The sequence below is a fragment of the Rhodococcus sp. NJ-530 genome, from assembly GCF_003860625.1.
Classification (GTDB): domain Bacteria; phylum Actinomycetota; class Actinomycetes; order Mycobacteriales; family Mycobacteriaceae; genus Rhodococcus_F; species Rhodococcus_F qingshengii.
In genome coordinates, this window is sequence record NZ_CP034152.1 from 4,254,117 (window position 1) to 4,274,838 (window position 20,722).

Annotated in this window: 20 protein-coding genes, 1 pseudogene and 1 riboswitch; of the genes and pseudogenes, 12 read left to right on the forward strand and 9 right to left on the reverse strand. The window is 61.6% G+C overall.

The annotated features are described in order from the left end of the window. The first annotated feature begins 32 nt into the window (after nucleotides 1–32). Entirely contained in the window at nucleotides 33–656 is a 624-nt protein-coding gene (locus tag EHW12_RS19795) for a Type 1 glutamine amidotransferase-like domain-containing protein (protein ID WP_050657071.1), read from the forward strand. A gap of 57 nt (nucleotides 657–713) precedes the next feature. On the opposite strand, the gene EHW12_RS19800 is transcribed toward EHW12_RS19795, so the two are convergent. After that, nucleotides 714–1,040, reverse strand: coding sequence for a hypothetical protein (locus EHW12_RS19800; RefSeq protein ID WP_003941297.1), 327 nt, complete (start codon nucleotides 1,038–1,040; stop codon nucleotides 714–716). 574 nt (nucleotides 1,041–1,614) lie between these two features. Between EHW12_RS19800 and EHW12_RS19805 the strand changes: the two genes are divergently transcribed. After that, entirely contained in the window at nucleotides 1,615–1,884 is a 270-nt protein-coding gene (locus tag EHW12_RS19805; RefSeq protein WP_007726096.1) for a GNAT family N-acetyltransferase, read from the forward strand. Nucleotides 1,885–2,045: 161 nt separating this feature from the next. Next, on the forward strand, nucleotides 2,046–3,272 hold the full coding sequence (locus tag EHW12_RS19810; RefSeq protein WP_039972654.1) for an MFS transporter: 1,227 nt from the start codon (nucleotides 2,046–2,048) through the stop codon (nucleotides 3,270–3,272). Here the strand turns inward: EHW12_RS19810 and EHW12_RS19815 are convergent. Continuing rightward, nucleotides 3,265–4,833, reverse strand: coding sequence for a carboxylesterase/lipase family protein (locus EHW12_RS19815; protein WP_007726092.1), 1,569 nt, complete (start codon nucleotides 4,831–4,833; stop codon nucleotides 3,265–3,267). The genes EHW12_RS19810 and EHW12_RS19815 overlap by 8 nt on opposite strands. A 104-nt stretch (nucleotides 4,834–4,937) precedes the next feature. Next, nucleotides 4,938–5,033, forward strand: a riboswitch (TPP riboswitch). Here EHW12_RS19815 and EHW12_RS19820 point away from each other — a divergent pair. The 5 genes from EHW12_RS19820 (at nucleotide 5,021) to EHW12_RS19840 (ending at nucleotide 9,222) form a co-directional block, all read left to right on the forward strand. After that, nucleotides 5,021–5,764, forward strand: coding sequence for a TenA family protein (locus tag EHW12_RS19820; protein ID WP_064113006.1), 744 nt, complete (start codon nucleotides 5,021–5,023; stop codon nucleotides 5,762–5,764). Its footprint overlaps the riboswitch before it by 13 nt. Then, a complete protein-coding gene (locus EHW12_RS19825; RefSeq protein ID WP_030536827.1) occupies nucleotides 5,764–6,792 on the forward strand; it encodes an ABC transporter substrate-binding protein in 1,029 nt (342 codons plus the stop codon). The genes EHW12_RS19820 and EHW12_RS19825 overlap by 1 nt, the downstream gene beginning before the upstream one ends. Then, nucleotides 6,770–7,573, forward strand: a complete 804-nt coding sequence (locus EHW12_RS19830) for an ABC transporter permease (RefSeq protein WP_064113004.1) — start codon at nucleotides 6,770–6,772, stop codon at nucleotides 7,571–7,573. The genes EHW12_RS19825 and EHW12_RS19830 overlap by 23 nt, the downstream gene beginning before the upstream one ends. A gap of 8 nt (nucleotides 7,574–7,581) precedes the next feature. Next, on the forward strand, nucleotides 7,582–8,376 hold the full coding sequence (locus EHW12_RS19835) for an ABC transporter ATP-binding protein (RefSeq protein ID WP_064113009.1): 795 nt from the start codon (nucleotides 7,582–7,584) through the stop codon (nucleotides 8,374–8,376). A 288-nt stretch (nucleotides 8,377–8,664) separates the two neighbouring features. Beyond that, on the forward strand, nucleotides 8,665–9,222 hold the full coding sequence (locus EHW12_RS19840; protein WP_003941373.1) for a LysM peptidoglycan-binding domain-containing protein: 558 nt from the start codon (nucleotides 8,665–8,667) through the stop codon (nucleotides 9,220–9,222). 428 nt (nucleotides 9,223–9,650) lie between these two features. Here the strand turns inward: EHW12_RS19840 and EHW12_RS34990 are convergent, their stop codons facing one another. Further along, nucleotides 9,651–9,920, reverse strand: coding sequence for a hypothetical protein (locus tag EHW12_RS34990; RefSeq protein ID WP_206434750.1), 270 nt, complete (start codon nucleotides 9,918–9,920; stop codon nucleotides 9,651–9,653). A 161-nt stretch (nucleotides 9,921–10,081) separates the two neighbouring features. On the opposite strand from EHW12_RS34990, the gene EHW12_RS19850 reads away from it, so the two are divergent. Further along, a complete protein-coding gene (locus EHW12_RS19850; RefSeq protein ID WP_003941353.1) occupies nucleotides 10,082–11,428 on the forward strand; it encodes a hypothetical protein in 1,347 nt (448 codons plus the stop codon). A 21-nt stretch (nucleotides 11,429–11,449) separates the two neighbouring features. Here EHW12_RS19850 and EHW12_RS19855 read toward each other — a convergent pair whose 3' ends face one another. From EHW12_RS19855 to EHW12_RS19865, 3 genes and pseudogenes are all read right to left on the reverse strand, one after another. Beyond that, nucleotides 11,450–12,817, reverse strand: a complete 1,368-nt coding sequence (locus EHW12_RS19855; protein WP_125051532.1) for an acetamidase/formamidase family protein — start codon at nucleotides 12,815–12,817, stop codon at nucleotides 11,450–11,452. Nucleotides 12,818–12,930: 113 nt separating this feature from the next. Then, entirely contained in the window at nucleotides 12,931–14,049 is a 1,119-nt protein-coding gene (locus tag EHW12_RS19860) for a class I SAM-dependent methyltransferase (protein WP_003941398.1), read from the reverse strand. A gap of 129 nt (nucleotides 14,050–14,178) precedes the next feature. Further along, nucleotides 14,179–15,293: pseudogene (locus EHW12_RS19865) on the reverse strand (Glu/Leu/Phe/Val dehydrogenase dimerization domain-containing protein). Nucleotides 15,294–15,512: 219 nt separating this feature from the next. On the opposite strand from EHW12_RS19865, the gene EHW12_RS19870 reads away from it, so the two are divergent. Further along, a complete protein-coding gene (locus EHW12_RS19870) occupies nucleotides 15,513–16,025 on the forward strand; it encodes an Lrp/AsnC family transcriptional regulator (protein ID WP_003941343.1) in 513 nt (170 codons plus the stop codon). A 46-nt stretch (nucleotides 16,026–16,071) separates the two neighbouring features. Further along, nucleotides 16,072–16,533: a 6,7-dimethyl-8-ribityllumazine synthase gene (locus EHW12_RS19875; protein ID WP_003941401.1), complete on the forward strand. Its 462-nt coding sequence runs from the start codon at nucleotides 16,072–16,074 to the stop codon at nucleotides 16,531–16,533. A gap of 56 nt (nucleotides 16,534–16,589) precedes the next feature. On the opposite strand, the gene EHW12_RS19880 is transcribed toward EHW12_RS19875, so the two are convergent. The 3 genes from EHW12_RS19880 to EHW12_RS19890 form a co-directional block, all read right to left on the reverse strand. Continuing rightward, nucleotides 16,590–16,796 (reverse strand): hypothetical protein, encoded by a 207-nt coding sequence (locus EHW12_RS19880; RefSeq protein ID WP_230793355.1) that lies wholly within the window; start codon nucleotides 16,794–16,796, stop codon nucleotides 16,590–16,592. A 160-nt stretch (nucleotides 16,797–16,956) separates the two neighbouring features. Then, entirely contained in the window at nucleotides 16,957–17,484 is a 528-nt protein-coding gene (locus EHW12_RS19885; RefSeq protein WP_230793354.1) for a DUF3558 domain-containing protein, read from the reverse strand. Nucleotides 17,485–17,599: 115 nt separating this feature from the next. After that, nucleotides 17,600–18,883 carry an IS256 family transposase gene (locus tag EHW12_RS19890; RefSeq protein WP_075832375.1) on the reverse strand — a complete coding sequence of 428 codons (1,284 nt, stop codon included), beginning with the start codon at nucleotides 18,881–18,883 and terminating at the stop codon, nucleotides 17,600–17,602. Nucleotides 18,884–19,041: 158 nt separating this feature from the next. Here EHW12_RS19890 and EHW12_RS19895 point away from each other — a divergent pair, with 158 nt between their 5' ends. Next, nucleotides 19,042–20,718, forward strand: a complete 1,677-nt coding sequence (locus EHW12_RS19895; protein WP_007726067.1) for an FAD-dependent oxidoreductase — start codon at nucleotides 19,042–19,044, stop codon at nucleotides 20,716–20,718. The last annotated feature ends 4 nt before the right edge of the window (nucleotides 20,719–20,722 follow it).

Consider the following 20,722-nt stretch of genomic DNA (forward strand, 5'->3'; position numbering starts at 1 on the left):
GCTGGGTGGGTAGGTCGCGAAGGTACTGAGAAGTGAAACTGTTTCTCTCGTCCTACCGATTCGGCGACCACCGCGAGGCTTTTGTCGATCTCGTAGGCCGTGGCGCTCGCATCGCGGTCATCGCCGCGGCTGCAGATTCGTGGCCCGCCAATGCCCGCAGTTCAGCAGTCACCAGCGAATTGACTCCGCTACGGGCAGCGGGCTTCACCGCAGAGGAAGTGGATGTCCGAGACTTCCTGGGTGCATCGGAAGCGCTGGAACTCCGGCTCCGCGAATTCGACTGCCTGTGGGTTCGCGGCGGAAACACGTTCGTCCTGCGAGCTCAGCTAGCTCGAAGTGGCGCTGACAGGGTCATCGAGATGCTGGTTCGTTCAGGCGTCGTGGCCTATGCGGGATACAGCGCCGGAGCGTGCCTGGCGACTCCGACTCTGATCGGGCTGGACGCGTCGGACGACCCCGCTGAAGTCATGCCAACGTGCGGTATCGACCCGATCTGGTCCGGGCTCGCGCTGATCGACTTCGCGATAGTGCCGCACGGCGGCGATTCGCTACTCGAAGATCCACAGGTGACTGCGCGGACGGTTGCGACCCTGACCACGGCGGGCGCGCAATTCACCGTGCTTACAGATCACGAGGTGATACTCGTCGACCGTTGATGTAACGCAGACGGTTGATCTTGACGCAGACTGAGCAGTCGACTCGGCCCGACCGGATCAGCCGTGCTCTGCCACCGCGGTTCCGGCTGCCGGCGACTGACGCTCGAGCCTCGTCCACGCGATCTCCCAGCGCTTGACAGAGACCTCGTCAGCGTCCTCGAGAAGGGCGTCGAGGAGCAGGCGTGGATTTTCGCGCCATGCCAGTTCAGCGGCATGGACTTCCGCAGCCGAGAACAACCCGGAAGCCTCGAGATCACGAATCCATTCGCAGATCTCGCCTCGGTGAATCCGTGCGATGGTCTCGTATCCCAGACCTTCGTCAAGGAAGTCGTACGAAAAAATTGCGGCAAAGTAACTGTTCGACTCACGCTGCCCGAAAATCATGTGCGTTCCTTCCTCGAAGTTGTCCGACGAAGACTCGAAATCGAACCGTTGAGCAGCGACGCCAAAGTTTTTTTGGCGAAGTTGTAACGCTTCTTCTATCCCCGACGATTCAAACGCTAACCCCCCGAGCGGGTCTTTGGGATCACGTCCGAGAAACGATCTGATGACCAACGCAATACCCCTGGGGTTTCCGGCCACTCGCACCCATCATCGACACGCAACCAGCGCGCCGCTGACCTGCAATTTGCCCGTTTCAGGCCCTCCACTTAATCCATCCGAACAGACGACAAAAAACTTTGTGACCGGTCCCACATATTGGGATAGTTACGATCGTGATGCATATGTATCACCCGTTGTGGGCACAAAAGTACGGGCAAATCGGCACGTACAGACCAGTTTTGTTCGTTCTCCATGGCGACGAAGGTCCCTTGAACGGTCGTCCAGTTGTAGTTGCGCTAAGTAACGGATCCCACGTCGGCAACCGATATTGCGGACGGCCTGCCAGGTAGCGTGCTCCAGAGAACGTAGACGCGGCGCGGCGCAACCGGCCGCCCTTTCGAAACGGAGCCCGAAGATGACCGAGACAGTGGCGCACAATCCCGCGGAAACGCGTTTCGAGATCCGAGTCGACGGCGAACTCGCCGGTTTCGCCGAGTACTCGGACCATTCCGGCGTCCGTGATTTCCACCACACGGTGACCTATCCGCAGTTTCGTGGGCGCGGGCTTGCCGCCATCGTGGTGCGTGAAGCGCTCGATCAGACCCGGAACGAGGGATTGAAGATCCTTCCGACGTGCTCGTACGTCGAGAAGTTTGTTGCGGAGAACCCCGTCTACCAGGCATAACCGAACGAGAACGGCCGGCGAAAAACCAGTCGCGAACCTGCAGACCCCGCTGCTAGCGTCGATGGTGCCGTCGTCGAAATCCTGGGCGGCACCATCTCGGGGAAGGAAAGAACGTGGTCGCCTCAGCAGATCGGCGTCCACCTGCGTCCACGGACGTAGCTATCCCCAGCTATCTCCCTCTCGTACTGGTCAATCTCGCGACGCTGTTCTCGGCGATCGGCAACGGTATCGCCATCGTCGTGCTCCCCTGGCTGGTTCTCGAACGAACCGGTAAGGCTACCGACGCGGCGATAGTTGCCGGCGCAGCAGCCATTCCGCTACTCGTGTCGAGCCTGTTTTCGGGGACATTCGTCGACAAGTTCGGACGCCGTCGAACGTCGATGATTTCCGACGCTCTCTCTGCGATGTCCGTTGCAGCGATTCCGATCATCGCGGCCACCGCGGGCTTGACGATCCCGGTGATCGCGGCGTTGGCCGCACTCGGCGCCGTGTTCGACCCCGCCGGAATGGCGGCGAGGGAGTCCATGCTGCCTGCAGCGACTCGGACCGCCAAGTGGAAGCTCGATCGAACCAACAGTGTGTACGAGGCCAACTTCAACGTCGCGTATCTGATCGGCCCTGGCATCGGCGGTGTCCTCATCGCAACGATCGGAGCGGTGAACACGCTCTGGGTCACGGCGGCAGGTTTTGTGTTCTCGATAGTCGTGGTCGCCTTCATCCGGCTTCCCGGCGCCGGAGTGCCCGAACACGAACACCGTCCGAAATCGATCTGGCACGGCACACTCGACGGTCTTCGGTTCGTCTGGAACAACAAACTGCTGCGCACCCTGGCGCTGATCGACATGGCAGTCGTCGCGCTCTACATGCCTGTGGAGAGTGTCGTATTCCCGGTGTACTTCACAGAGTTGGATCAACCGGCCCAACTCGGATCGGTGTTGATGGCCTTGGCGATCGGCGGCATCATCGGCTCTCTCGCGTACGCCCCACTGGCGCCGATCATGTCCCGGCGGCTGATCATGATTTTTGCCGTCGCCGTTCTCGGCATAGCGATGCTGGCCATGGCGCTCCTACCTCCACTGTGGGTGATCCTCGTACTTGCCGGACTGCAGGGCCTCGTCTACGGACCAGTCGGCCCGATCGCCAACTACGCCATGCAGACGCACAGCCCGGAGCACATGCGTGGACGCGTCGTCGGTGTCATGACGTCGACGGCCTACGCCGCCGGCCCGCTCGGCTACCTCGCGGTCGGCCCGCTGCTCGATCAACTCGGAATCGCGTCGACCTTTGTGGCCCTGTCGATTCCGATCATCCTGATCGCCGCAGTCTGTGCCTCTCTGCCGGTGCTTCGCGAACTGGATCGTCCGCGGCACTCGACCGACGTCAGTTGAACCCCATCACGTCGTTGCCCCAGGCGACGCGCAATCCGTGATCGGGGTCGCTGACGAGGGTGTCGGCGGAGTCGATCAACAGCGTCGACCGCTTCTCTTCCTCGTACGGCGCCCAGTGCTTCGAGCCGTCGAGGGCCGCCGGCACGGCATGCCTGGCGAAGGCCAACCATCGCCGTTGGATACGGCCGGCCACCTCCATCGCGGCCTTCCGACCGCCGAGCCAAAACGTGGGGTCGACGTTCAGGGTTCCGAAATTGCCGAATACATAAGGTAATTCGGTCGCGTGGCCCGCGCCGATCCGCGCCGCCTTGAGCATCGGCGTCGCGTGATCGAAGCGGTAGACCCATGTAGGGGAATGCCTGCAGTGCGCGTCTGCGATCCAGAGGGTCGGCATGCGAAACGCAGCGTCCCGTGACAGTGCCAGCGCGCCACTCGGTTTCGCATGGTCAGGGTAAGCCGACATGATCTCGGCAAGTTTGGTCGCGGAGATGTCGGGGTGATCGTCGGCCAGTAATTGGAGCATTGCCTCGACGGACTGCGCACTCACCGGCATCAGCGGAGACTTCATGAACTTGAAGATCGACGCCTCGTCCTTGTTGGAACCGATGATCAGTGGGATTCGGTGCGCGTAACCCTTCTGGAAAGCCGCAACCGGGTAGTGCGGCACCAGATCGCGATCGACAACGGGTGCCATCGCCAAAGTTCCCGGAATCCGGGTCGGAATTTCGTTGACCAAATCATCGCTTGCCTTGACGAGCAGTTCCAGATCCGTGGTCAGCAGATCGCCTGCGTCTTCGGGGTCGATCGAGAGCAGTTCGAGAAACCGCTCCGCCACGGTCTTGGCGCGCTCGGCCCCGTAGACGGAGGTCGCGGGCGGACTCTGGGCAATCGCACGATGGAACAGGCCTTCGGCGCTCGGACAGGTCATGAGCGTCGTGATGGATCCTGCGCCGGAGGACTCACCGAACACGGTCACCGCACTCGGGTCACCACCGAAGGCGTCGATGTTGTCTCGAACCCATTCGAGTGCCGCAATCTGGTCTCGCAGACCACAGTTCGATTCGAAAACAGTATCCGCGGTGGAGAATGCAGACAGGTCCAGGAATCCGAGTGCGCCGACGCGATAGTTGAAGGAGACGAGAACGACGTCGCCGGTTTCAGCCAGATGACGGCCGTCGTAGATCGTTTGGGCGGCGGATCCGAGGCAGTAGGCGCCGCCGTGAATCCACACCATCACCGGTCGCGGCGTGCCGTCGGGTCGCGGGGCCCAGACGTTGATCGACAGGCAGTCCTCGTCGATTTTGAAGGCCCGATCGATCGGAACCGCCGGACTCTGGCCTTGCGGCGCGATCGGCCCGAACTCACGACAGTCGCGCACCCCGTCCCACGGCTGTGCGGGTTGTGGCGCTCGGAACCTCCGCTCACCCACCGGCGCCGCTGCGTAGGGCATGCCTTTCCACGCGAATACACCGCCATCCGGATACCCGCGGGCTTCTCCGCCTCGCGCCCGGATCACCAGAGTTCCGTCCTCGCCGAGATTTGGTCGAACGTCGGTCTCCATGTCTGAATCCCCTCCCGACCCGCGCGTGTGGCAATCAAGACCAAACCTACCAATCTCGGACGGGTGTGCGCCGAGTACGCAACCCCTCGGTGTTAAGGTCGCCTAGTTCTGACACGGGGTGCTCCGCATGGGCGGGGCTGAGAACACACCCGGGAACCTGATCAGGTAATGCTGACGAAGGGATGTCATGGCTACTACGCAGCCTGCATACAATTCTGCCGAAAACTCGGTGGCCACAGCGCCGTCGACGGATCGGTTCACAGATCGACTCTGGGCCGAGACGAAGGCCCTCCGCGAGTCGATCGACTCACTGGAGTTCCTCCGCCGCCTCGGCGACGGAACATTGCCTCTCGACGCGTTCCGCACGTACATCGAGCAAGACAAGCTTTATCTCGAGGGGTATTCGAAAGCGTTGTCCCTGGTCGCGGCCCATGCCCCGGATCCGCAGTCCGCGGGCTTCTGGTCGAATTCCGCGTCCACGGCAGCGACAGTGGAATCTGCGCTTCACGACGGACTTCTCACCGGTGGAATTCTTCCAGCGGGATCGGGAAGGCTCGAGCATTCGCAGGCCTGCCTGGGATACGTCTCGTATCTGACGGCGACTGCAGCAACTGCGCCTTACCCGGTCTCCGCAGCGGCAGTACTCCCCTGCTTCTGGATCTACGCCGAGGTCGGCCGCGATCTTGCCGCTTCAGCGCGCGAGGTACTCGACGCCGATCCGTCGCATCCGTACGCACAGTGGGTCACGACCTACGACGCACCCGAATTCCACGAGTCGGTGGCGCAGGCCCGCGTACTGGTCGATGCTGCGGCCGAAGCTGCCACCGAGGCAGAGCGTGAGGCGATGAGTGAAGCATTCCGCATCGCCAGCCGCTATGAGCTGATGTTCTGGGATTCCGCACTCCACCAGCAGCCTTGGCCGGCGTCGTGATGTCGTTTGCGGCGCTGCGCCGCACGCTTGCCACGTCTGCCGCGATCGCAGCCGCGTTCACAGTTCTGACCGGATGCGCCTCTGACACCGGCTCTTCCGACGGGACCATTCGGTTCGCACTCGACTGGACACCGAACACGAACCACACCGGTTTGTACGTAGCACTCCAAGAGGGCTACTTCGAGGACGCCGGCCTGGACGTCTCGATCCTGCCGTACAACAACACCTCGCCCGACACCCTGGTCGATGCCGGCAATGCGGAGTTCGGCATCAGCACACAGAGTCAGGCCACGTTCGCCCGTGCAGCCGGCGCCGCCACGACGTCCGTCATCGCGCCACTTCAGCACCGCGCCACCGGCATCGGCGTGAAGGCGGATCGTGCGGACATCACGCGCCCACGTGATCTCGACGGGAAGACGTACGCCGGGTTCGGTGATCCCGGCGAAGTCGAAACGCTGCAGCAGATCATCCGCAACGACGGCGGGACCGGGAACTTCACGACGGTCACGCTCGGAACTTCCGCGTACGAAGCCGTGTACTCGGGCCAGGCAGACTTCACCGTCTCCTACTTTGCGTGGGAAGGCCTCGAAGCGGAGCGAAACGGAACTCCGATGCGGTACTTCCAGTACACCGATTACGGCTTCCCCGATGCATATTCGATCGTGATCAACGGCAACCAGCAGTGGTTGAAGGACCATCCCGACGAGGCACGCAAGTTCGTCAAAGCCGTTCAACGCGGATATCAGACTGCTGCCGACAACCCGGACCAGGCCGCGCAGGATCTCATCGACGCGAACCCCGGAGCATTCACCGACGAAGACCTCGTGCGTGAGAGTCAGCGGATGCTCGCCGCCGACTACATGAAAGACGCCAACGGCGTTGTGGGCGCCCAGAATCTCGAAACCTGGTCGGGCTACTCGGGATTCCTCTTCGAGAACGGATTGCTCGCCGGACCCGACGGGAAGCCGTTGACCCAGAAGCCGGACTGGTCGGAGTACTTCACCAATGAGTATCTCGACGCGTCCTGACGTGAGCGAACGGTTGGTCTCGACCATGCGGCGGGCGCTTCCCGCGCTCGCCGTGGTGGTGCTCCTCGTGGCGGCGTGGCAGATCTACGTCGAGATCAGTGGGATTCGGCCGCAAGTACTTCCGTCTCCGGGGCGCGTTCTGTCCCAGGGGTGGGACAACCGCGAGATCATCTCCGGCCACGCCTGGTCGACATTGCAGGTCACGTTGGTCGGCTTCACTGTTTCATTGGTGTTGGCCTGGATTCTTGCCGTGGTCGTGGACTTTTCGCCGTGGTTGTCACGCGCGCTGGTACCACTTTTCGTCGTCTCGCAGACGCTGCCGATCATCGCCATCGCGCCGCTGATGATCATCTGGTTCGGCTTCGGGTTGTTGCCGAAGGTGTTGGTGATCGCCCTTGCGACGTTCTTCCCCATGACCATCGGACTCATCGAGGGATTTGCCGCGGCCGACCGGGAAGCGGGCGCTCTCCTGCGCAGTATGGGCAGCACTCGCTGGCAGGAGTTCCGATACGTTCGCCTTCCTTCGGCAATTCCGCGATTCTTCACTGCCCTGCGCATCGGCATCACGTATGCGGTCGTGGGTGCGGTGTTCTCCGAATACGTCGGCGCTACTTCCGGTTTGGGTATCTACATGAGCACCCAGAAGAACTCCTTCCGCACCGACCTGGTGTTGGCGGCCGTACTGGTGACCGCGTTGATCAGCGTCACGCTGTACTTGCTGACGTTCGCCATCGAGCGCATCGTTGCACCATGGGCGATGAACGAAAGGTCGCGGACATGACTGACCCGATGGTCGAGGATGCAATGGTCGAAATCCAGGACCTGACCAAGAGGTTCGACACGGCCGGAGAATCGCGTCTCGTGCTCGATTCGGTGTCCTTTGGCGCCGACGCGGGCGAATTCGTGTCGGTGATCGGGCCGAGCGGCTGCGGCAAGAGCACGATCTTCAACGTCCTGGCCGGGCTCGAATCCCCGACCGCGGGTTCGGTCCGTGTGGGCACGCGCGCAACGGAATCCGAACCAGCCACCGAGGTGCATACCGCGTACATGCCGCAGAAGGATCTTCTGTTCCCTTGGCGTTCGGTATTGGACAACACGGCCCTCGGTTTGGAAGTGCAGGGAGTCGGCAAGAAGGAAGCACGCGAGCGCGCTCGCGAGTTGTTCCCGGCGTTCGGACTGTCCGGATTCGAGGACGCCCGGCCGTCACAACTGTCCGGCGGCATGCGCCAGCGAGCGGCGATGCTGCGCACCGTTGTTCAGGGCAAACCTGTCCTGCTGCTCGACGAGCCGTTCGGCGCACTGGACTCGTTGACCCGCACCGAGATGCAGGCCTGGCTACAAGACGTGTGGCAGCAGTACCGGTGGACCGTGCTGATGATCACCCACGATATTCGTGAAGCGATCTATCTGTCCGATCGCGTGGTCGTTCTGTCGGCGAGGCCGGCAACGGTCAGGTGCGTCGTCGACGTTCCCTTGCCGAGGCCACGCGAACTGGACATGATCACCTCGCCCGAGTTCGCCGACGTCGAGCGTGAGCTGCTTGCCGTACTCCACGACGAGACTCGCAAGTCGCTACAGCCCTAGCGGTTACTGACAATGCGCTGAGAGCGCGCCGATTTCACCTGCCGTTCAAGAGAAAGTGCATCGCAACGGTGCAACTTCGCGTAGGATGTCGCGGCGCGTTCGCCCAAAACGCCTTAATATCAGCAAGATCCGAACGCTCGACACGCAATCCGTCAACGCTGCACAATTCTCTGTACTCTTCGGTAACGTACACTCGGTCGCCTACGAGACCAACGGCCAGAAGGTAACTGGACGGTAAAGCGGAATCGTGGAGGCACAGTCATCGCAACAGATTTGGAAAGGGACAGCGTGAGCACACTGCAGTCAGGTCAGAGCCTCGGAGTCGGCCAGGAACTCAAGTCCGACAACGGCGCATACACCCTCACCTTGCAGGACGACGGCAACCTGGTTCTGTCCGAGGGCGGACAGGCTGTTTGGGCCGCAGGCACCAACGGATCCGGCGCCAACCGCGCCGAGGTGCAGGCTGACGGAAACTTCGTCATCTACAAGGACTCCGACGCCGTGTGGGCATCGCAGACCGCAGGCAACGACGGTGCCTCCCTCTCGGTTCAGGACGATCGCAACGTCGTTCTGTCCGCCGGCGGAAATGCTCTGTGGTCTTCGGACACTGCAATCGCAGCGCCGGCCGCCGAGGCTGCCCCGGAGCCCGCTCCGGCACCCGAGCCCGAGCCTGCCCCCGCCGCTCCGGCAGCGCAGAGCTACACCGTCGAAAGCGGCGACACCCTGTGGGCGATCGCAGAGCGTTTCTACGGTGACGGCAACCAGTACCAGCGCATCGCGGATGCAAACGGCATCCCGAACCCGGATCTCATCAACGCCGGTCAGGTACTGACGATCCCCGCCTGATTCACTGCTTGACCTGGCCCTGGGTGCCGACGTCCGCGTCGGCACCCAGGGCCTTTTGTGTTCTACGCCACACAGATTCGCGTCCCGCCCAGCAGACCCTGATACTCCATTGCGGCATCTTTTCGCCTACAGTACTTCCGTACTGCTCCCGAAGGACAGGTGTGCATGAAAGACAGAACAGTCATGATCGGCGCTGTCGCAGTGGCCGCTCTTTCTCTGACATCAGGCCTCGTTTTCGGCGGAGCAGCCGGCGCATTCGGTGCCGGCGGCCCTGTGGTGAAGCCTCCCACTCTGGTCTCGTCGGTTTCCGTGGAGTCCGTCGCCGGGATCGAACCGGCCGCGTTCTACAGCTCGGTTGCAGTCCCCACGGTTGTCATCCCGCCGACGCCGACCTGGCGAATCGCCGACGAGACGACCGCTCCTCGCAATCAGCCGCTTGTGGTGACCGCGACAAGCACGAGCTCCGCCACCTCGACTACGACGGCCACCAGTACGACAACACCCGTCTCATCCACCACAACTGCGTCGGCTACCGCGACCTCGTCACCGACCGCGACGGCCACAACCACCAAGACCAGCACCACCCCGTTGTCACGACCGGGTCCACGCCGCCCGTCGTCGAGGTCTCGCCCGTTCTCGCCGGATAACCCTCGCTCTTTCGCCCGCACACCGCCTGGCGTGACGGCGGTTACAGGCACACTTCAGTCGCCGCTCTCGAATAACCGATCTACCTGCGACTACCTTCCTCGCCGTCACGGTTCGTGGTCCGCTGCAATCCGGTCGACCGGAAAAGGACAGCAGCATTGTCGGAGCCTCGCGATACCGTATAGGTCTGAGCTTTTGCGGAAGGAGGTGGCTGATGAGCGCAATGGGCTTCGATCTCGATGTCAGTGTCGACCGGGCGTGGGCAGAATTTCAACGTCGCCTCGGCGATCACATTTCCATCATGGTCGACGGCGACGTGCTTGCCGTGGAATCGTCCACCGGCGACTTCGATCCAGCTGACGGCGCAGCGCCATGCGTTCAGTTCCTCGTGTGGGACGAGAACACAGTCCGCTGCGAGGTTCCTTCCAACGACTTCCTTCATCCGCGCTATCGACTCGAAGATGCCGACGAACAAAAGTTGATCGCACTCGGCTGGAATCCGCCTTCCGAGAATCTGGAGGATCCGAACAACTCCCCCGCCTTCTGCGTCGACAAGGCGCAGAACTGGGCCGATCAGCTCGCAGCGATGACTGTCGCTGCATTCCGTGATGTGTTCGGTGTGCACCACCCGGCTTTTCTATCCAGCGATCTCACCGGCAACGAGCAGACTCCGGATTTCGATCCGTCGGTCGTCGAGTCGACAGAACTTCCGACCCTCGACCCCACCGCGGCCTACATGCCCAACGACATCGACCATCTCAAGGAGTTGGTCACTCTCGCTTTGCTTCCCATGCTCGGCACTCTTCCCGAGCGAGACAGCGACGGCGACATACCCATTCGTGTCGGTTCGACTGTCATGTTCGTCGGTCCACTTTCCGAGTCCATGGACGTGCAGTTGTTCTCGCCGCTCGTTCAGGACATCAGCAACCGCACCCGTGCAGCCGAGGTCATCGCCGATCTCAACCGCAAGTGGTCGCGCATCAAGTTCGTCTTGATCGACGACCGTCTGTCGGTGTTCCTCGAGGTGGCGGGTTCGCCATTCGTTCCCAAGCAACTCACCGATACGTGCGCCGCCCTGACGTCGTTCCTGCGTACCGTGGACGACGAGTTCGCCGCACGCGTCGGCGGAGACCTCTTCTTCGCGAACAAGAGCGGTGATTCCTCCTCTCTACAGCCCGATCTGACAGCCGAGGACCTGCCTCCCGAACTCGAGACCCTGCTGCACCTCGATCTGGATGTGGCCGAGGATCTCGACGCGGTAGCCGATGTCTGCGGTCGTGATCGCGATCTGATTCTTCAGCTCCTCCACATCAGCAACGAATGGCAGATTCAGCTGCGTAGTCAGGCTGTGGACGCCCACAGTCGCGGGGACGCCGAAGAGGCGGCGGGCTACGAGGATCAGGTCGGCGGGTGGGAACTCATGGTCGACCGTCTGCGCGGGGCTTTGCGACTGGTGGTCCTGCCCAATTCTCGGACCGAGACGCCGGCAAAGCCGCAACCTGAGCAGATGGGCTTGTTTGCCGATCCCTTGCAACAGAGCCTCTTCGACGATCCGTCCTGATAACACGGATCGCCTTTCCCGCTATTCGAAGTGGGATTTGACGATCTGTCCGTGGACGCCCACGGTTCGATCGACTACCTGCGAGACCGTGAAATCGGCTGCGGCAGAAAGATAGGCGTAGGCCGTCGCTCGATCCATTCCGCGATCATGCTCGAGGAAGTCGAGCGCGTTGACCACCGCGCGCCGCATGGCGCCGTTGAGGTCACTGTTCTGCCCATCGACCGAACCGTTGGGGTCGGACAGGCCGATCGGAATCCAGGCCTCCTCGGTCTCAGCGAACGGGTATCCGAAAGCCACCGATGGAGCGTCACCGGAATCCTTCTTACACACGCTGAGTCGGAACGTGCCGCGCAGCGATCCTTCCATCGCGGTCAACGCTGCCTCACCGTCTCCCATCGCCATGTGGGGGTCACCGACGTAGAACAGGGCGCCTTCGGCAAAGACCGGCAAATAGAAGGTTGATCCAACACCGAGATGCCTGATGTCGATGTTTCCGCCGCCCAGCGTCGGAGGAATGGAGTTCGACGACGGGGATGTCGGGTCGGCATCCGAGGAATAGGCAACTCCCATCATTCCCATGAAGGGCCGCAGGGGAAACCGCACCTTCGACTGTCCGAAAGGCATCACGCCCTTGCCGTCTTCGATCGCCGTGAAAGTGGAAACACCGCCGTACTTCAACGGGTCCTTTGTTGCGCGCCCGTCTGTGGCGACCGGCGGCATGACTTCGTCCAGAGTGATTCCCGCTGGAACGGTTCCGTCTGCTGTGACGGCGAGAGCGCCCTTGCCGTGTCTGCTCGACACAACGCCGTACGGCACGCGGGGAATGGCTTCGAGAGTCTCGATCTTGAGTACGTCTCCAGGCTGGGCGCCTTCGACGAAGACCGGGCCGGTGACGACGTGCGGTCCGTCCTTGTCGAAGTTTCGTTCGGTTCGGTTGTATTCGGCCGCAACGGCAATCGCATCCTCGAGCACGTCCTTCTCGGAAACGCCTTTGCTACCGAAGTATTCGAGAGGATTGCGCCCTTGATCCTCGAGAATTCCCTCGTGCGAGAGGGCGTCGATCGTGACGGTCTGGCCCGACTTCATCCGCATCACCTCGCGGGTGTGGATGCTGGGCACATAACCCCACATGACGTCCGACGGATCCGAACTCAGATAGTGATCGCCACTGACGTTTCCGCTGCCCGGTTGCAGAATCGGAATGCCATCGGCGAACGGTAGTGCAGAGGAGGACGATCCAGCCGGTGACGCGTTCGAGTGCGCGCATCCCGAAGCCACACCGGCAACTCCTACGCCCGCACCGAGGGCAGCGACTGCCCTCATGAATCCGCGTCGGCCAAGACCTTTCGTCAGGTCTTCGGCTGCGTTGCGGGCAAGAGTGTATTCCATCGAGATTCCTCCGGAGTGCGTGACGATGTGCGACTGCGAAGAAAGCTAGACCCGATTTGTTACTCGTTCATTACCATTTCATGGCAAGGAAATACCGCTGACTGAGAATGAATTCAGCGACGGCGAAGCCGCCAGAGCGAGGTCGTCTCTCGTGCCCGGGCGGCGTGAAGCGCATCGGTTCGGTCACTGACCTTTGCGTGCGTCGGTTTGACGTCCATGCGATCGACAACAGTGAGTCCACCGGCCGCAATCAGGTCGTGTAGTTCGGATCGCGTTCGGAGACCGAGGTGTTCGGCAATGTCCGAGAGGATCAGCCACGCTTCTCCCCCGTCGTCCAGATGCGCTGCGACACCAGTCAGGAAGCCCTTCAGCATCGCTCCAGCGGGGTCGTAGACGGCGTATTCGATGGGCGAGGTGGCCTTGGCCGGAATCCAGGGAGGATTGCAGACCACCAACGGAGCGGTGCCTTCGGGAAAGAGGTCTGCTTCCACCACGGTCACCTGATCGCCGTAGCCAAGCCGCGAGAGGTTGCTACGAGCGCATTGCAGTGCCCGGGGGTCCTGGTCGGTGGCCGTCACTGCCTTGACACCGCGCTGCGCCAGTACGGCAGCAAGAACGCCGGTGCCGGTGCCGATGTCGAAAGCCGATTCCGTCGACGGCAGTGGCGCAGACGCGACAAGATCGACATACTCCCCGCGGACGGGTGAGAACACTCCGAAGGCGGGATGCACTCGTGCGTCGAGAGCCTCGATGAAAACACCTTTGCGGTGCCACTCGTGAGCGCCGATCGCGCCGAGGATGTCACGCAACGAGCGAACCGAAGGCTCACCGGTAATCCCGAAAGCTTCGGTCAACGCGACTTGCGCGTCCGGGGCTCGCCGGAGTGGAATCGACAGATCTGCATCCAAGGGAATGAGCAGCATGCCGAGGATCTGCGCGCGGCGTCCTTGGGTCTGCCGGTGGAGATGGAAGGCTTTGGCTGGGTCGTCGGACGCTCGGCGCGGCTTGCGGTCGATGCGCGACGCGACGGCCTTCGACAGTTGGCGAGCGTTCTGAAAATCTCCGCGCCACAACAACGCCGTGCCTTCGCATGCCAAGCGATAGGCGTCGTCGGCCTTCATCGTGTCGTCGGCGACGACGATGCGCTTGGGCGCCGGGGCGTTGCTCGTCGAACCCCAACGGGCCGATTGCTCGGCGTCGTTCTCGGTCCACACAGCGAATTGTTCAGTCATGTAAGCCCTTCCGGCGTCCGACGCATAGCGGCCGGTCTACCGGCTGATGTGGTCCAGATCTGCAAAATCTGCTCGTCTGGTGTCCACACTAGTCGGGACCGGCCGCGCTACATGACTGCGAGAGGGATGTCAGCCCTTGGCGACGCGAGCTGCCTCGGCGATCCGAGCCTCGACGACCGCGTCAGCAGCCTCGCCGGCGAGGATTCCGTCCTTCTTCGACTTCGCGAAGATCTCGGTGACCGTGTCGAAGATCTTCTCGACCTTGAGCTTGACCTCTTCGGCCGAGTTGCCCTTCAGCTCGCCGGCGACCTGGATGAGGCCGCCGCCGTTCGCCACGTAGTCAGGGGTCCAGGTGATGCCGCGGTCGCGGAGGATGTTCTCGACCTCGGGGACGGTGAGCTGGTTGTTGGCAGCGCCGCAGACAACCTCGGCCTTGATCGAGCGTGCGGTCGTGTCTGTGAGGGTTGCGCCCATCGCGCAGGGTGCGTAAACGTCGAGATCGGCGTCGATGATGCTGTCGACGATGCTCACCTGCGGGAAGTCAGCCTTGACACGGTCGAGCGCTGCGGCGTTGACGTCGGTCGCGAGAACGGTTGCGCCGTCTGCGAGGAGGAGCTTGATCAGCTCGTAGCCGACCTTGCCTGTGCCTTCGACACCAACAGTCTTGCCTGCGAGCGACGGAGTGCCCCAATGCGACTGTGCCGCGGCGCGCATCGACTGGAATACGCCGAGGGCCGTCATCGGAGCGCTGTCGCCGGAACCGCCGACCGTGGCGTTGCGGCCGACGACGTAGTCGGTGTTACGACCGATGATGTCGAGATCGTTGGAGTTGGTTCCGACGTCACCAGCGGTGATGTAGCGGCCGCCGAGGGTCTGGACGAATTTTGCGTAGGCGCCGAGCAATTCGTCGGTCTTGGCCGTTGCGGGGTCGCCGATGATGACAGCCTTGCCGCCGCCGAGGTCGACGCCGGCAACCGCAGCCTTGTAGGTCATGCCGCGCGAGAGGCGCAAAACGTCTGTGACTGCGGCGGATTCGTCGGAGTACGGGTAGAAGCGCGTTCCGCCGAGCGCGGGGCCGAGCGTCGTGGAGTGGATGGCGACGATGGCCTTGAGGCCGCTCGCGGGATCCTGGAAGAAGCTCACCTGCTCGTGGGGTAATCGCGCAGGTAGTCGGCGCGATCGAACACGCCCGCAGTGTCGTCATGGGAAACAACGGAGTTCACGGGCTCGGCGGTGAGAGTCATTGTGGGATAGACCTTTCCGAAGGATAAACGGGGCGCAGTCGAAATATTGGGACGAATTGGCCATTGGGTACTATTAGGGACAAATAACCCAAAGAGAATCCCGCTGAGCAATTCGTGGAACCAATGCTCTGCCTGAGTTACGATTTGGTCAATGCAAATCTCTTGAACTAGTCAATTCGATCATCCAGTGACTCATATCACTGAGGAGAGGTTCACAAAGTGCTCAGCATCGACAAGCTCGACGTCCAGTTGCTCGGTCTGCTCAGCAAGGACTCGAGGATGAGTGTGGCCGAGTTGGCCAACTCGTTGGGCGTCGCCCGCAACACCGTCCAGTCGCGAATGAAGCGCATGGAATCCAACGGACTTCTCACCGGGTTTCGGCCGAATCTCAATCTCCCCGAGGTCGGTATCCCGATTCAGGCATTTGTCGGTCTGGAACTCGAGCAGGGCAAGATCAGCGCAGTCGCGCGGAGTCTGACCGAGTTGCCCGAGGTGATCGAAATTCACGCGACGACCGGTCGCGAGGATTTGCTCGTTCGCGTCGCCACCTCGACGCACGCGGCCCTGCAGAAGTTGGCCGAGCAGATCGTGTCACTTCCAGGCGTCACGCATTCGACCACGACCATCGCTCTGACCAATCCCCTTCCGTATCGAATTCAGCCTCTCCTCGAGCACCTCACCAATGACGCCGGCTGGGGTCGTTCGACCGCCTTCCCCCGTCAGCAGGACTAGGACGGGTGGTCGCGTCGATGCTTCCCAGTGCGCTAGTTTCATGGTTATGAGTGAGATCCAGGGACAGCGCATCGCGTTCATTCAGGCGACGTGGCATCGCAACATCGTCGACCGTGCACGCGACGGATTCACCGACGCGATCGTCGAGCTCGGCTACCCCAAGGACACGGTTGATTTCTTCGAGGTACCGGGAGCTTTCGAGATCCCGCTGCATGCTCGGCGGTTGGCCAAGACCGGCCGCTACCAGGCGATCGTTGCCGCAGGTCTGGTCGTCGACGGCGGTATCTACCGGCATGACTTCGTGGCAACGGCTGTCATCGACGGTCTGATGCGCGTGCAGCTCGACACCGACGTTCCGGTCTTCTCGGTGGTCTTGACGCCGCATCACTTCCACGAGCACGCCGAGCACGTCGACTACTTCAGCACGCATTTCGTGAAGAAGGGCGCCGAGGCTGCTCGCGCGGTCGACGCCACCGTCAAGTCGTTGAAGGCCCTGCCCACCAGCTAGTCGTTACCCAAGTCTCGCTGAGTCGAATGCCATCGACTCAGCGAGATTTTTTGTGTCTATCGAGGGGTCTCGACGCTTGCCAGTGCGGAGGCATTCGAGTCGTCGACTTCGCCGTAGCGGTCGACGCATTGTTGGAAGAAGTCCCGCATCTCGGTGACCACCTGGATGTGGCTGTTCAATGACTTCTCCAACGAATCTTCACCATCCTTAGCTTTCTTGGAGAACTTCTCGGCCAGGTTGATTCCAGATTGGAGCGTTCCCATTCCAGAAACATTCGCAATCACGAACAGATTTCTGCGCATCTGATCGAGTTCGCCAAGAAACCCTTCGCATGCCGCAACCACATCACGTGCGATGTCTGGCTCAACTTCCAGTCGCGAGTCGTCAGACCCATTGCTTCGATCAGACCCACTCACCGAGACCTCATTTCGGTAGCGTCGGTTCAAGATTGACCGACAGACGCTGCACAACAACACAACTGGACTCTTGCCGAGCCTCAGACAGCTTTCGTTCTACGTTGAACCAGATTGAGCCGTGTTCGACCGAGAAAGCAAGGTAGCAACCATTGTTGTCCTCGTCGTCGACGCGCTGATACTCGATACCACGCCGCCCACCGACAGTGAGTTCCTCGAAACCTCGGAAATCAGGATTCCGTCGAACATCGTCGACGGTGTACGACGATGAATACACGGTCAAGAAATACCAGGACCCGCTCCACCCACAGATCTTCCATCCTGGCTGCTCCACGCCCGCCGCACCAGCTTCCTCGGTAGCCGGATCAAGCCCCACTTCCTCCAGAACCGAGTCCGGAATGTCCTTGCACGGATCGAACAATCCCTCTTGGCCGGATGCAGGCTCAGCCGCCCCCTCCACGACTGAGCTGCATCCTGCCGCAGCCCACACCAACACCCCAGCCATGAGCAGTCGCCCAACCCCCACCGACCCCCGCATGACACCCCCCGTTGATGTGGACCCACTGTATTGGATGCACCGGAGGCTCGATCGGTTCCCGCAATCTTGAAATTCCGGGTCTGTCCAGAAAACGGTGTAATTGATTGGTTTCTAACTACTTTCGTCCGGCAGACAGCCGTCCGTCGAACGTTATCTCGAAGGCATTCAGTGCTGCCTTCCATCGGTTGGACCAGCGCCTGCGGGCGGTGCCTTTGGGATCGAGGCTCATGATGGCCAGATACACGCATTTCAAGGCCGCGGCCTCGGTCGGAAAGTGTCCACGGGCCTTGACAGCCCTGCGGATTCGAGCGTTGACACTCTCGATGGCGTTGGTCGTGTAAATGACCTGCCGGATGGCGTTGTCGAATTGTAGGAACGGCACGAACTCAGCCCAGGCGTTAGTCCAGAGCCTGATGATCGCGGGATAGCGTTTCTCCCATTTGTCACTGAACTCTGCGAATCGGTCGAGCGCGGCCTGCTCCGACGGAGCCGTGTAGACGGGTTTGAGGTCCTTGGCGATCTCGGACCAGTCCTTGCGGGAGGCATAGGCGTAGGTGTTACGGAGAAGATGGACCACACAAGTCTGCACGATGGTCTGTGGCCACACTTGCTCGATCGAGTCGGGTAGATGCTTGAGACCATCGCACACGACGATCAGAACATCTTGCACACCACGGTTTTTCAGCTCGGACAACACCCGAAGCCAGTACTTCGCTCCCTCCCCGTCGCCGTGCTCACCGACCCACAGTCCGAGGATGTCGCGGGTGCCGTCGACAGTCACCCCCATCGCGACGTAGATCGGCCGGTTAGCGACGTTGCCCTCGCGGATCTTGACGTGGATGCAGTCGATGAACAACACCGGGTACACAGGATCCAACGGCCGGTTCTGCCACTCGGCCATGCCTTCCATCACCCGCTCGGTGATCGTCGAGATCGTCTGCTTGGACACATCAGCTCCGTACACCTCGGCCAGGTGTGCAGCGATCTCACCGGTCGTCAAACCCTTGGCCGACAATGAGATCACCATGTCCTCCACGCCTGAGAGCCGACGCTGCCGCTTGGCCACGATCTTCGGCTCGAAGGAGGAATCCCGGTCACGGGGCACCTCGAGTTCGACCGGGCCGGCCTCGGTCAACACGTTCTTGGCTCGTCTGCCGTTGCGGGAGTTGCCGCTGCCCCTCCCTGCCGGGTCGCTCTTGCCGTATCCGAGGTGGTCGTCCATCTCGCCTTCGAGCGCGGACTCCACGACTAGCTTGGTCAGCTTCGACAGCAATCCACCATCTCCGGTCAACTGCAGCCCTTCGGCTCGCGCCTGCTCGACCAGCTCTTTGAGCCGCGCATCGCTGATACCCGGCTGAGCCGAGTTCGTCTCTGTCTCACGTTCAATCACGTCAGTCATAGTGGCGTATCTCCTTTCAGAGTTACACCGTTGTTCTTACAGTCCCGAAATTCCCAGTTCAGGTTCGCCGGTTCACTCAGAGCGCATCGTCAGCGATTGACGCTCAGCTCAGCAGTCGCATACTGGAGAGGTTGACTACGACTTCGGGAAGGCACCGAGTGAGCGCACCGAAAGCCCCGGCCAAACCAGCGATCCTCAGCGTCGACGACGATCCTGGTGTTTCGCGTGCCGTCGTTCGAGACCTTCGCAAACGGTACGGCGAGAAGTACCGAATCATTCGCGCGGAGTCCGGCGACCAGGCTCTCGAAACCTTGCGTGAAATGAAACTTCGCGGCGATGCAGTCGCTGTGATCGTCGCCGATTACCGCATGCCTGGTTTGAGTGGAATCGAGTTCCTCGAACAGGCAATGGACCTGTATCCCGTAGCTCGGCGCGTTCTACTGACCGCGTACGCCGATACTGATGCTGCGATCGACGCCATCAACGTCGTTGACCTCGACCACTACCTCCTCAAGCCGTGGGATCCCCCGGAAGAGAAGCTGTACCCCGTCATCGATGCGCTGCTCGATGCCTGGGCAAGCTCGAGTCATCACCCCGCCGAGGAAACAAAGGTGATCGGCCATCGTTGGTCCGAGCGATCCTCCGACGTTCGAGAGTTCTTGGCACGCAACCAACTTGCCTATCGCTGGTACATGTCGGACGAGCCGGAAGGCCAACGACTGCTCTCGGCTGCCGGTACCGACGAACTGCGGCTTCCCGTCGTCATCGCACCCAATGGAGATGTACTCGTCGAGCCCACCGACGCCGAACTCGCCGACAAGCTCGGGTTGAGTACTACTCTCTCCGAAGACTTTTACGATCTCGTTGTCATCGGCGGCGGCCCTGCGGGTCTGGGAGCTGCCCTGTACGGCGCTTCGGAGGGACTTCGGACGGTCCTCATCGAACGGCGAGCGACCGGCGGTCAGGCCGGCCAGAGTTCACGAATCGAGAACTACCTCGGCTTCCCCGACGGAGTTTCCGGCGCACAGTTGGCCGATCGCGCAAGACGCCAGGCAACCAAGTTCGGCGCCGAGGTCATCACCGCGCGAGACGTCACCGGTTTGGAAATCAACGGCTCGGCCCGCACCGTGCGTTTCGACGACGGTTCGTCGGTCGACGCCCATTCGGTCATCTTGGCGACAGGTGTTTCCTATCGCCAACTGTCGGCGCCGGGGCTCGATACATACACCGGCCGAGGGGTCTACTACGGGTCAGCCGTCACCGAAGCCGCTCGGTGCAGCGAACAAGATGTGTACATAGTCGGCGGCGCCAATTCGGCAGGCCAAGCTGCGGTCTATCTCTCCCGCGGAGCTAGGTCCGTCACCATTCTCATTCGCGGCAACTCGCTCGAAGCCTCGATGTCCTACTACCTGATTCAGCAGATCGAAAAGAATCCGAAGATCACCGTGCGCACGTGCACGGAGGTAGTTGGCGCTGAGGGTGACGATCACCTCGAACGAATCACACTGCGTAACAGAGCCACCGGAGAAGAAGACACCGTCGATGCTCAGTGGTTGTTCATCTTCATCGGAGCCGCTCCCCTCACCGACTGGCTCGGCGACGTGGTGGTCCGCGATGGGAATGGCTTCGTTCTTGCCGGCCCGGACCTTCCGTCCGAAGGCGTCACCCCGGACGGGTGGCCGCTCGACCGCGCACCACATCATCTCGAAACCAGTGTCCCCGGAGTGTTTGTCGCCGGGGACGTACACGCCGAATCGGCCAAGCGCGTCGCGTCGGCCGTCGGAGAGGGCGCGATGGCCGTGATGTTCGTCCACCGCTATCTCGCTCAACAATAGGGAG